Here is a 12,104-nt window from a genome sequence, read left to right on the forward strand (position 1 = left end):
CACGAAACATGGCCGGGCATCGCCTGCATGAAAGACCCGCCTGCCTCTGGCCGAGAGAGATATTCGGGCGAGCATGCGAAACGGTGTAGAGGAGATAGGGTGGAATCGCTCGAAAGACAGGGGCTTGCAAAACAGGGGCATGGCTCCTCAACGCGGCCGGCGCGCCGCCCGCGCGTGCGCAAAAACGTGACCGCCGCGATCGCCGAAGACATCTGCGCCGAACGCTATCCCTCCGGCTCGACCCTGCCGCGCGAAAACGACCTCTGTGAAATGTACGGCGTCAGCCGCACGGTTATCCGCGAATCTCTCAAAGTGTTGGAATCCAAGGGCCTCGTGCGCGGTAAGCCGCGCATCGGCACCACGGTCTGCGACAAGGACGACTGGAACATTCTCGACCAGGATGTCCTGCAATGGATGGGTCCCTTCATCGCCGATTTCGACATTCTCGGCTCCATTCTCGAGGCGCGCCGCACCATCGAGCCCGCCGCCGCCGAATATGCGGCCGAGCGCGCCACCGCCCGCGAGATTGCCGATCTGGAGAATGCATGGCAGCGGATGCGCCACAGCGGCGATGATCCGGAAGGTTTTACGGAGGCCGACGTGACCTTCCACAACGTACTCCTGAGCGCCAGCCACAATCAGGTATTCCGACGCCTGTCCAGCGCCATGCATGCCGGCCTCAAATATGCGCTCCATGCCTCCAACGTCGCCGCCCATAGCCGCGACGAGGCGATTGCGGTTCACGGCGAACTTGTCGAGGCGCTGCGCCTTCGCGACCGGAACGCCGCGCGCGACTGCGCTCATCGCATGCTCGATCTTGCGGCGCGCGATCTTGCCGTCGAACGACGACTGGACGAAGGCCGGAAAACAAATCCCGAAACCCCGAGATCCGCGGCCTCGCGCCGCTGACGCAACCCAAAGCCAAACGGAATCATTCCCATGAAAATCACCAAGCTGACGACCTATATCGTTCCCCCGCGCTGGCTGTTCCTGAAGATCGAGACCGACGAAGGCATCGTCGGCTGGGGCGAGCCCGTGGTCGAGGGTCGCGCGCTTACGGTTCAGGCGGCTGTGCACGAGCTGGAAGACTATCTGATCGGTAAGGATCCCTTCCTGATCGAGGATCACTGGAACGTCATGTACCGCGCCGGCTTCTATCGCGGCGGCGCCGTCCACATGTCGGCCCTTGCCGGCATCGACCAGGCGCTGTGGGACATCAAGGGCAAGGCGCTCGGGCAGCCGATCCACTCGCTGCTCGGCGGCCAGGTACGCGACAAGATCAAAGTCTATTCATGGATCGGCGGCGATCGTCCCTCCGACGTCGCCAACAACGCCAAGGACGTGGTTGCCCGCGGCTTCAAGGCAATCAAGCTCAACGGCTGCGAGGAGATGCAGATCGTCGACACCTACGACAAGGTGGAGAAGGCTGTCGAAACCATCGCCACCATCCGCGAGGCGATTGGCCCTTATATCGGCATCGGCGTCGATTTCCACGGCCGCGTCCACCGGCCGATGGCCAAGGTCCTGGCCAAGGAGCTGGAGCCCTACAAGCTGCTCTTCATCGAGGAGCCGGTGCTGTCGGAAAACCGCGAAGCGTTGAAGGAAATCGCCAACCATTGCTCGACGCCGATCGCGCTCGGCGAACGCCTCTATTCGCGCTGGGATTTCAAGTCGGTTCTGTCGGACGGCTATGTCGACATTCTGCAGCCCGACCTCAGCCACGCCGGGGGCATCACCGAATGCCGCAAGATCGCGGCCATGGCCGAAGCCTATGACGTGGCGCTCGCCCCGCATTGCCCACTCGGCCCAATCGCGCTCGCCGCCTGCCTGCAGGTCGACGCCGTCAGCTATAATGCCTTCATCCAGGAGCAAAGCCTCGGCATCCACTACAACAAGGGCAACGACATCCTCGACTACATCTCCAACAAGGAGGTGTTCCAATATGCCGACGGCTTCGTCAGCATTCCGCAGGGTCCCGGCCTCGGCATCGAAGTCGACGAAGCCTATGTCATCGAACGCGCCAAGGAAGGCCATCGCTGGCGCAACCCGGTCTGGCGCCATGAGGACGGCAGCGTCGCCGAATGGTAAGAGTCCGGCCCTCACCTCAGAGGCCGAAGATTTTCTACCCCGAATGATTGAAGGCCCGACAGCAGCAGATCTGCGCTGTCGGGCTTTTCTTTAAACCGGTGCTCTCTGAAATCCGGCACCTTTCCCCTTGCCGCGCTGCGGCGAAGATGACGACGAAACTGGCTCCATCGTAGGCCCGGTTTCCGTTGTTGAAAAAGGTTGCGCCTGCAGTATCGGCGCAGATACTGCAGGCGCGTCATGCGTCTCAACAAGCCCCCAGGGAGACGCATTCCTGGAGCATGATCACCAAAGGGGTGGAGTGCCCTTCAGCTCAGATCATGCTCAAGCGAGTAATTCCAAACTATTCCCGTTCGCCGGTGAAATTCAGCAGCAGCTGGAAGATGTTGACGAAGTTCAGGTAGAGCGACAGGGCGCCGAAGACGGCGAGCTTCTGCTGCGATTCCTGATCGTAGTTTTCGGCATACTGTTCCTTGATGTTCTGCGTATCCCAGGCGGTGAGACCGACGAAGACGACGATACCGATCACCGAGATTGCGAACTGCAGCGCGCTGGACCCCAGGAAGATATTGACGACGCTGGCGATGATCACACCGAACAGACCCATCATCAGGAATGAACCGATGTTGGCAAGATCACGCTTGGTCGTATAGCCGTAGAGGCTGGTCGCGCCGAACATGGTGGCGGCGATGAAGAAGGTGCGTGCGATGCTCGTGCCGGTGAAGACCAGGAAGACCGAAGCCAGCGACAGGCCCATGACCGCACAGAACGCCCAGAACATCATCTGCGCCGTGCTCGCCGACATCGACTGGATGCGGAACGAGAAGAAGAAGACGAAGGCGAGCGGCGCCAGCATGACGACCCACTTCAGCGGCGTCTGGAAGATCGGCACATAAAGCGCCGGCGTGGTGCCGACGATCAGCGCGACGATACCCGTCACGACAAGGCCGATACCCATGTAGTTGTAGACGCGCAGCATATGCTTGCGCAGTCCCTCGTCGAAGAGCGCCTGCGAGCCGGCGGCGGCGCCGTAGCCGTATCGCGGATTGGTCGGGTTCATGGTCGTTCTCCTTTAATTCAAACTAGTACAGGCTGCGGGCAAGCTGTTCGGCATCGCTGTCGAGCTGGTCCGCCTGGCCATTGCCGATCAGCGCATAGGCGACTTCGCCGATCTGCCAATAGGCAGCCTGGACATCGTCACGCTTGACGTGACTGACGTCCTTGACGGCGAATGTGCCCGGACGGACGGCGAAAAGTGACAAATGCCCGTCCTTGCCGGCATCAACCATCATTTCGACGCTCGGACCGAACTCCGACGGATAGATCTGCGCATCGGTGACGCGCCAGCCACCCGGCAGCTCCGGCAGGACGATCGCCGTCGAAGCGCGGATTTCCTCGGGATTGTAATTCACGACCGACGGCTGCTTGATTTCTTCGCGCACCGCCGTTGTCTTATAAGCGCGCACCGCATCGTCGACGAAAGCCGGCGGCCGTGTGGACGCGCTGACCTCGCTCGCCGTAAAGGCGCCGAAGGATGTATGCGCGACCCAGCCGGTCGTCACCAGCACGGCAATGGCCGCGACGCGCTGGAAAGAGCCCAGCATGCGTCCATAGACCAGCCCGCGCTCCAGCCGCCGCGCGGCTTCGCGCGTTTCGGCCCGGACCACATGGCCTTCTCCGGCCAGCGCCATGCGCAGCTCGCCGCGAATGCTCATGTCAGCCATCACCTTGGCCGCGATCTCGGGATGCTCCGAGAGATAGGATTCCACCTCGACACGGCGCCCGAGGGTCAGCTCGCCATCGACATAGGCGTCGAGATCGGTATCGATGATCGGATCAACGATTTTCATTGCCGCCTCCGTCGATGAGCCTGAGATGGGAAACCTTGGAGGTAGCCTCCTCGAAATTGCGCAGCGTCGCGCGAGCCCGCGCAATGCGCGACATCAGCGTGCCGACTGGAATGCCAAGCGCGGATGCCGCCTCCTGATAGGAGAGGTCCTCGATCGCCACGAGATGTAGCGCCTCACGCTGCTCCTCGGGCAGACTGAAGAAAGCTTCGCGGACCTGGCTCAAACGGACCGTATGATCCTGCGATGCCGGCAATGCCGGCTCGAGCTCGGCTGCAGCCTCCTCGTGGCGACGGTTCTGCGATTTCGTCTGGCGCAGGCGGTCGATATGCACATTGTGCAGGATCGACAATAGCCAGGTGCGTAGATTGCCGTCGCGCCGGAACGATGCCTTGCGCTCGTATGCCTTGACCAGTGCGTCATGCACCAGATCTTCGGCCTCGTCCGCATTGCGCACGAGCGAGCGGGCATAACGTCTCAGCGAACCGAGCTGCCCCAAAACGTCGAATGTGCGTCCTTTGCGTTCCATACCCCTATATACGGAAGCACTCCGGATTCTATTCCATCGCCCGACGAATATTTTTTGCTGATTTCTTACATCAGCACGAAATCCTTCGGCTGCGGCAGTGGCGGCAGGTCGGTTTCGCCAAGCGCTTCGCGCAGATTGATCTCGATCGTATCGGCAAGGGCACCGATGGCGAGCGCATTGGGGCGACGGCCGAAAGGGTCCTCCAATTCGTCGCCGAGCGCATCGAGACCGAAGAAGGTATAGGCGATCAGGGCCGTCACGAATGGCGAGCCCCAGCCGAGCGTATCGACGAAGCCGAAGGGCAGCAGAAAACAGAAGAGATAGGCGGTGCGATGCAGAAGCAGCGTATAGCCGAAGGGCAGCGGCGTGTTGCGCAGCCGCTCGCAGGCCGCCTGGGCCGCCCCCATCTGGCCGATCGTGATATCCAGCATCTGGTATTGGATATCCAAAATCGCGCCCGATGCCTTCAATCGCGCGAGGTCGGCGGACATAAGGCGCAGAATGAGATCCGGCCGATTCTGTGCCGCGTGATAGAATTCCGCCTCGCTCGCCGTCAGAAGGCGCAGCACCTTGCCCTCGTCGCTGCCGGGCCGCAGAAGACAGACCAGCGCCTGCGCGAAGGCCATGGTCAGGCGCAGCAGGTGCTTGCGCGCCTCGATGCCCGCCTCGCCCGCACCCTCCAGCACCAGCGTCTGCCGGGCGAAGCCGCGCGCAAGATAGACGAGTTGTCCCCAGTCACGCCGCCCCTCCCACCAGCGGTCGTAAGCGGCATTGTTGCGGAAACCGAGGAAGATCGAAAGGGCAATGCCGAGCAGAGAAAGCGATGAGCCGTTGAAGGAAACGACCAGGTTCGGCCGCTCTTCATGTCCCCAGACGATGAGGGCCGACATCAGGAAGATGACGATGATCTGCGGCAGGATGCGCAGGACGATCGAGCCGCGAAGGATGAAGAAAAGCTGGAAGAGATTCGGCCGGTCGCGGACGATCATAAGGAACTGCACTCTCGATGAATGTCTGATGGCGCAGCAATACACCAGACGAGCCAGGAGTAACGAGCATTTCTTGCAAGGCGGCCCTGACCGGCTGATATCGCTCGTCGGTCAGGCAGGCGGTCAGTTCGCGCTGGCGCTTGCCGTCACCAGGACCGGATCGGCGCGATAATCCGTGGGGAAAAGATGCTGCAGGTTCTTGATCTTCGGCAGGTCGTTGATGACGATGTAGGGATAGGTGGGGTGCGTCGTCAGGAAATCCTGATGATAGGTCTCGGCGGCATAGAATTGCCTGGACGGCTCGATCTTGGTGACGATCCCGGCATCGAAGACCTTGGCGTGGTTGAGCTGATCGATATAGGCCTTGGCAATGTCGGCCTGCGACTGGCTTGTCGGGAAGATCGCCGAACGATATTGCGTGCCACTGTCCGGCCCCTGATAGTTCAGCTCTGTCGGATCATGCGCGACCGAGAAATAAATCTGCAGCAGGTGCCCGTAGCTGATCTTGTGCGGATCGAAGACGATGCGCACGGATTCGGCATGACCGGTGTCGCCCGCACTTACCATTTCATAATGGGCCGCATCCTTGCCGCCGCCGGTATAACCTGACGTCGCGCTGATCACGCCGTTGACATGCTGGAAGACGCCCTGGACGCCCCAGAAGCAGCCGCCGGCGAGCACGGCCGTCTCCGTGCCCGATGAACCTGCCTTTTCATCCATACCCGGCGGCGGGATGACACGCGCATCCTCGGCTGATGCGCGGCCGACAAATTGCAGTGCGATGGCGCCGACCAGCACTGCGGCCGCAGTGAGTCCGGCAAGGCGCGCAACCCGCGCTGAACCGATGCGGATCATATCTGTCGATGAAGTCTTCATGACACTCTCCTCTCGACCGCCATTCTAAACTCTTCGGTCACAAGGAGATACGGGAAGGCGAGGCTCAATGTTACACACGCCCGCGTGTAACACCGAAACGTGAACGCGTTGGCAGACCTCAGTAATGCGGCGGCTTGGTGATGGCTGGTGCGTCCAGCGATTGCTCCTCCAGCGTCAGAAAGCGCTCGGTCAACCGGTCAAGCTTCTGCCTGGTCTGTTCCACTACCTTCCATTGCTCGGCAATCTGGTCGGAAAGCTCCTCGATCGTCTTCGCCTGATGGGCGACCGTCTCCTCGAGTTTGGTGATGCGGCTCTGTTCGTCTGACATGTCTGATCCCTTTCGCAACGATCTATAACATCGGGGCAGCTGCGTACAGTCCCGGAAGTCAGTGTGAAGCGGACGCCGGCTCCGTTTGACGGCGATGTGACAAAACTGAAAAACGGCTGAAAAGAGCCGTTACCTAACTGACATGGGAGCCTTCTAAAGAGAGCGCAGAGACGCGCCGGTTTGAAGGCATTTCCTTCCACAGGCGCACCCTTTCTAGAAGACTGCGGAGAAGCGCCTTGAAGATCATCCAGATCACCGACACCCATTTGAGCCCCAACAAGCCGCATTTCAACGGCAATTGGGAGCCGCTGGCGAAATGGATCGAGGCAAGCGGCGCCGATCTCGTCGTTCACACCGGCGACCTCAGCGTCGATGGCGCCGACAAGGACGAAGATCTCACCTTCTCCATGGAATTGATGCGCCAGATTTCCGTGCCGATGCTGATCGTGCCCGGCAACCACGATGTCGGCCATCTGCCCGGTTCGTATCAGCCCGTCAATCCCGAGCGGCTGGAGCGCTGGCGTCGTCTTGTCGGTCCGGACTATTGGGCGAAGGATGTCGACAACTGGCGGCTGATCGGCCTCAACAGCCTGTTGATGGGCTTCGAGGATGCCGAAGAGCAGAAGCAGTTCGATTGGCTGCGGGACATGCTCGAAAGCCGCGGCGACCGCCGCCTTGCCCTCTTCGCCCACAAGCCGCTCTTTGTCGATGCGCCCGACGAGGGCGATACCGGCTACTGGAGCGTGCGCCCGGCCCAGCGCCGCCGGCTTTATGATCTGATCGCAGTGCATGACGTCGCTCTCTTCGGCAGCGGCCACCTGCACTGGACCTGGGAAGGCCGTTTCAACGACACGAACCTCGTCTGGGCGCCGCCCGGCGCCTTTATCCTCGACAAGATGGAACGCGAAATGCCGGGCGAACGGCTGATCGGCGCCGCAATCCACGAGCTTGGCGAAACGGTATCGACCGAGCTCGTCGCCGTGCCGGGCATGATCGCCTACTTCCTCGATGACGTCGTCATGGAAGTTTATCCGCAAGCCGCCCCCAAGGCACAGAAGGAGCCGACCGAATGAGCGCGCTCTCGCTTCGCGGCATCGCCAAATCCTTCGGTGGCAACGCCATCCTCAAGGGCGTCGATCTCGATGTCCAGCCCGGCGAGTTCATCGCCCTTGTCGGTCCGTCCGGTTGCGGCAAGAGCACGCTGCTGCGCATCCTCGCCGGCCTCGATCATGCCGATAGCGGCGAAATCATCCTTGGAGGCAACGACGTTTCCGGCGTCGCGGCGGCGGACCGCAACATCGCCATGGTCTTCCAGTCCTATGCGCTCTATCCGCATCTGACGGCCTCGGAAAACATCGCCGTGCCGCTCGCCATGCGCCGCCTCTCGCGCGTCCAGCGTCTGCCCTTCATCGGCTCGCTGATCCCCGGCCAGCGTGCGGTGCGCACCGGCATAATCCGCGATGTCCGCGAAATGGCAACATCGCTGAAGATCGACCACCTGCTCGACCGCAAGCCCGGTCAGATGTCCGGCGGCCAGCGCCAGCGCGTGGCGCTCGCCCGCGCCATGGTGCGTCGCCCGGCTGTCTTTCTCATGGACGAGCCGCTTTCCAATCTCGATGCCAACCTGCGCGTCCATGCTCGCGGCGAGATCGTCGATCTGCACCGCCGTGCCGGCGTTCCCACAGTTTATGTCACGCATGATCAGGCCGAGGCGCTGTCGATGGCGGATCGCGTCGCGGTCATGATCGGCGGCCAGTTGCTGCAGTTCGCCTCGCCGCAGGTGATCTATGACGACCCGAGCCATATCGAAGTCGCCCGCTTCGTCGGCCAGCCGCGCATCAACCTGCTACCAGCGCTGGCTGAAAACGGCATCGTCGCCTTCGGCGGCATCCGTCTCGCGCTGGAAGACGGAAGCCTTGCCGGCAACAATGTCACACTCGGCATCCGCCCAGAATTCGTGCGGCTCACCCAGGGCCGTCAGGATGCGCTGGCCGCCCATATCGAGCGCATGGAATTCCTCGGCTCCGAAGTCATCCTCTATGCCAAACTCGACGCCATCGGCGAAACCATGGTCGTCAAGCTCGCACCGGCCGAAGTCGCGGGTCTTTCCACCGGCATGCCCGTTGCGCTGAGCCTTTCGGCGGAACAGGCCATGGTCTTCGCCGAAGACGGCCGACGCCTGCGCGCCATGCCCACGACCGTCGACGCCACGCGGGAGAAGGCGCATGGCTAGCATCGCCGCCACCTCCCTGCCGATGCAGACGGCCGCGGCGCGCGAACGCAGCGAGGCCCGCACGGCGCTGCTCTTTGCCCTGCCCGCCATCATCCTGATCGTGCTCTTCATCATTGTGCCGATCATCGCCGTCGTGGTGCTCGGCTTCACGGACTTCCAGCTCGGCGACAAGAGCCTGCGGTTCGTCGCCTTCGAAAACTACGCGCATCTGCTCAAAGATCGCGCCTTCATGAAATCGCTCTGGAACACGACTATCTATACGGCGATCGTTGCGCCGATCTCGATCGCGCTTGGCCTCGGCGTCGCGCTGCTGATCGAGAGCGAAGGCATCGGCCGCAGCTTCTTCCGCACGGCCTACTTCCTGCCCGTCGCTTCGCTGATCGTCGCGATGGCGACTGTCTGGCAATACCTCTTCCACCCGACGATCGGCCCGATCAACGCGCTTCTGGCCGAGATCGGCCTGCACGGCCCGAACTGGCTCGGCTCTTCAGCGACCGCCCTCTACAGCCTGTCGATCATCGGCGTCTGGCAGTCGGTCGGCTTCAACATGGTGCTGTTCCTGGCCGGCCTCACCACCATCCCGCGCGAGCTCTATGCCGCAGCCGAAGTCGACGGCGCGAAATCGGCCTGGGACCGCTTCTGGCTGGTCACCTGGCCGATGCTCGGGCCGACGACGCTCTTCGTCACGACCATCAGCATCATCAATGCGGTGAAGGTGTTCGACACCGTGAAGGCCCTGACCGACGGCGGCCCGAACCATGCCTCGGAAGTCCTGCTCTTCACTATCTACCAGGAAGGCTTCGTCTATCTCCGGGTCGGCTATGCCTCGGCGATGACCACTGTCTTTCTCGCCATCCTCGTGGTGCTGACCTTCCTGCAATATCGCGTCCAAGACCGGCAGGTGCATTACACATGACCTCGACAGGCTTCACTCCCGGCCGCATCCTGCGCCTCTCGCTGCTGATCTTCGGCGCGCTCGTCTTCCTGGCGCCCTACATCTTCATGATCTCGACCGCCGGCAAGGTGCAGGACGATATCTTCACCTCGGCGCTGAGGCTGATCCCGACGCATTTCTTCTATATCGAGAACATCGCCAAGGCGCTCAGCAAGGTTGATATGGGCAGGCTGCTGTTCAACGGCGTCCTCGTCTGCGGCCTGATCTTCTTCTTCCAGGTGCTGATCGCCATTCCCTGCGCCTATGCCATGGCGAAGCTGAAATTTCCGGCGGCGCGCACCATGATGGTGCTGGTCATGCTCGGTCTGCTGATCCCGATCCACGCGACGGCGCTGCCGCTCTATGTCGGCTTCAACAGCCTGTCGCTGCTGAATAGCTACATGGCTCTCGTCGCGCCTTTCTCGATCTCGGTCTTCGCGATCTTCATGTTCCTGCAGTTCTTCCGCGCCATGCCGGACGATCTGATCCATGCCGCGCGTCTCGACGGCATGTCGGAACTCGGCATCGTCGCCCGCGTCATCGTGCCGAACGCCTGGCCGGCGGTTACCGCCTTCGCGATCTTCTCGGTCGTCGCGCACTGGAATGACCTCTACTGGCCGCTGATCGTCATCAGCAAGCCGGACTATGCCACACCGCCGCTGGGCCTCATGTACTTCCGCGCCGCCGAAGCCGGCGACGACTACGGCGCGCTGATGGCGGCAACCCTGATCATTACCCTTCCCCTCGTCGTCGCATTCCTTCTCGCGCAGAAACGCTTCGTCGAGGGCATCACCATGACCGGTCTCAAAGGCTGATCGGTTCCCTAGAGCGGATGATTTTAGATCGCATCGATCTAAAATCTGAATCCGCTCTAGAATCAAAGAAGTAGAGCATGATGTCGTCCGAAATCCCCTCACACTTTTCGGCATCATGCTCGAACAGGAGAACGAGCGATGAAGCATATCACCCAGATTCTCGCCGCCGCGGCCATTTCCATGGTCGTGTCGGTCCCGGCTTACGCCGAAACCACCCTGACGGTTCATTATCCCATGCCGGGTTTCTTCAAGAACGTGATGGACACGATCTCGAAGAAGTTCATGGAAGAAAATCCCGACATCAAGATCCAGTTCGCCGCCCCTTCGGCCACCTATGAGGAAGGCATCCAGACCATCCTGCGCCAGGCCGGCACCAGCGAAATGCCGGATGTCACCTTCATCGGCCTCAACCGCCTGCGCATGATCGACGAGCGCAACGTCGCCGTCGACCTCGGCCCCTTCGTCAAGAAAGAGAGCAACATGGCCGAGAAAGGTTTCTCGGACACGATCCTGAAGCTCGCCCAGGTCAAGGGCAAGCAGGTCGGCCTCGCCTTCGCGACATCCAACCCGATCATGTACTACAACGCCGACCTGGTGAAGGCTGCCGGCGGCAACCCGGACAACCCGCCGAAGACCTGGGACGAAGTCATTGCGCTCGCCGGCAAGATCAAGGCGCTCGGCAACGGCGTCGACGGCATGGACTTCCGCTGGCAGGGCGACGACTGGATGTTCTCCGCCCTCCTCTTCGGCGCCGGCGGCAAGATGCTGAGCGACGACGAGACGAAGGTCGCCTTCAACGGTCCCGAGGGGCAGAAGGCGGTCGAACTGATCCAGCGCTTCGTCAAGGAAGGCGGCATGCCGGTCTTCACCAAGGCTGCCGGCGAGCAGGCCTTCGCTGCCGGCAAGGTCGGTTTCGAATTCCAGACGACCGGCGCTCTCGTCAACACCATCAAGAATGTCGGTGCGAAGTTCGATCTGCGCACCGCCAAGCTGCCGCTGATCGACCCGGTCAACGGCCGCCTGCCGACAGGCGGCAACGCCGTCGTCATCCTGACTCATGATCCGGTCAAGGAAGAAGCCGCCTGGAAATTCGCCAAGTTCGCCGCCGGCCCCTATGGCGCCTCGGTCGTCGTTCCCGGCACCGGCTATGTTCCGAACAACGAGCTTGCCGCCAAGTCGGCCGAATATCTCGGTGACTTCTACAAGAAGAACCCGCTGTTCCAGGCTGGCCTCAGCCAGATGTCGCTCATGATCCCCTGGTATGCCTTCCCGGGCGGCAACGGCGTCAAGGTCACGCAGACCATCGTCGACAACCTCTCGCGCATCGTCGATGGCTCGGCCACGCCGAAGGAAGCACTCGACGACGCCGCTTCCGACGTCGAAGGCCTGCTGCCGCGCAGCTGATCTTTCGATCCAGTCTGAAGAAATTGCGCCGCCTCTCGCGAAGAGGCGGCGTTTTCGTATGCAA

13 protein-coding genes are annotated in these 12,104 nt (G+C 61.7%); 7 read left to right on the forward strand and 6 right to left on the reverse strand.

Annotated features, from left to right (window positions below):
• Nucleotides 1–99 precede the first annotated feature (99 nt).
• Nucleotides 100–909 (forward strand): FadR/GntR family transcriptional regulator, encoded by an 810-nt coding sequence (locus HGP12_RS06750; RefSeq protein ID WP_168838021.1) that lies wholly within the window; start codon nt 100–102, stop codon nt 907–909.
• A gap of 30 nt (nt 910–939) precedes the next feature.
• Nucleotides 940–2,088: a galactonate dehydratase gene (dgoD, locus tag HGP12_RS06755; protein ID WP_092712672.1), complete on the forward strand. Its 1,149-nt coding sequence runs from the start codon at nt 940–942 to the stop codon at nt 2,086–2,088.
• Nucleotides 2,089–2,428: 340 nt separating this feature from the next.
• Here dgoD and HGP12_RS06760 read toward each other — a convergent pair whose 3' ends face one another.
• From HGP12_RS06760 to HGP12_RS06785, 6 genes are all read right to left on the reverse strand, one after another.
• Nucleotides 2,429–3,145, reverse strand: coding sequence for a Bax inhibitor-1/YccA family protein (locus HGP12_RS06760; protein WP_168838020.1), 717 nt, complete (start codon nt 3,143–3,145; stop codon nt 2,429–2,431).
• A 22-nt stretch (nt 3,146–3,167) separates the two neighbouring features.
• Nucleotides 3,168–3,935: an anti-sigma factor family protein gene (locus HGP12_RS06765; protein ID WP_168838019.1), complete on the reverse strand. Its 768-nt coding sequence runs from the start codon at nt 3,933–3,935 to the stop codon at nt 3,168–3,170.
• A complete protein-coding gene (locus HGP12_RS06770; protein ID WP_168838018.1) occupies nt 3,922–4,461 on the reverse strand; it encodes a sigma-70 family RNA polymerase sigma factor in 540 nt (179 codons plus the stop codon). The genes HGP12_RS06765 and HGP12_RS06770 overlap by 14 nt, the downstream gene beginning before the upstream one ends.
• Nucleotides 4,462–4,526: 65 nt before the next feature.
• Nucleotides 4,527–5,450 (reverse strand): bestrophin family protein, encoded by a 924-nt coding sequence (locus HGP12_RS06775; protein ID WP_168838017.1) that lies wholly within the window; start codon nt 5,448–5,450, stop codon nt 4,527–4,529.
• A gap of 123 nt (nt 5,451–5,573) precedes the next feature.
• Nucleotides 5,574–6,326: a peptide-methionine (S)-S-oxide reductase MsrA gene (msrA, locus tag HGP12_RS06780; RefSeq protein ID WP_168838016.1), complete on the reverse strand. Its 753-nt coding sequence runs from the start codon at nt 6,324–6,326 to the stop codon at nt 5,574–5,576.
• A gap of 118 nt (nt 6,327–6,444) precedes the next feature.
• Nucleotides 6,445–6,654: a SlyX family protein gene (locus HGP12_RS06785; protein WP_120665174.1), complete on the reverse strand. Its 210-nt coding sequence runs from the start codon at nt 6,652–6,654 to the stop codon at nt 6,445–6,447.
• A 236-nt stretch (nt 6,655–6,890) separates the two neighbouring features.
• Here HGP12_RS06785 and HGP12_RS06790 point away from each other — a divergent pair, with 236 nt between their 5' ends.
• The 5 genes from HGP12_RS06790 to HGP12_RS06810 all read left to right on the forward strand — a co-directional run bounded on the left by HGP12_RS06790 (nt 6,891) and on the right by HGP12_RS06810 (nt 12,040).
• On the forward strand, nt 6,891–7,727 hold the full coding sequence (locus tag HGP12_RS06790) for a metallophosphoesterase (RefSeq protein WP_168838015.1): 837 nt from the start codon (nt 6,891–6,893) through the stop codon (nt 7,725–7,727).
• On the forward strand, nt 7,724–8,887 hold the full coding sequence (locus HGP12_RS06795) for an ABC transporter ATP-binding protein (RefSeq protein WP_168838014.1): 1,164 nt from the start codon (nt 7,724–7,726) through the stop codon (nt 8,885–8,887). Before HGP12_RS06790 ends, HGP12_RS06795 begins: the two co-directional genes overlap by 4 nt.
• Entirely contained in the window at nt 8,880–9,803 is a 924-nt protein-coding gene (locus HGP12_RS06800) for a carbohydrate ABC transporter permease (protein ID WP_168838013.1), read from the forward strand. The genes HGP12_RS06795 and HGP12_RS06800 overlap by 8 nt, the downstream gene beginning before the upstream one ends.
• A complete protein-coding gene (locus HGP12_RS06805; RefSeq protein ID WP_168838012.1) occupies nt 9,800–10,636 on the forward strand; it encodes a carbohydrate ABC transporter permease in 837 nt (278 codons plus the stop codon). Before HGP12_RS06800 ends, HGP12_RS06805 begins: the two co-directional genes overlap by 4 nt.
• Nucleotides 10,637–10,774: 138 nt before the next feature.
• Nucleotides 10,775–12,040, forward strand: coding sequence for an ABC transporter substrate-binding protein (locus tag HGP12_RS06810; protein ID WP_168838011.1), 1,266 nt, complete (start codon nt 10,775–10,777; stop codon nt 12,038–12,040).
• Nucleotides 12,041–12,104: the final 64 nt, after the last annotated feature.

The sequence above is a fragment of the Rhizobium sp. P28RR-XV genome (assembly GCF_012641385.1).
Lineage (GTDB): Bacteria > Pseudomonadota > Alphaproteobacteria > Rhizobiales > Rhizobiaceae > Rhizobium.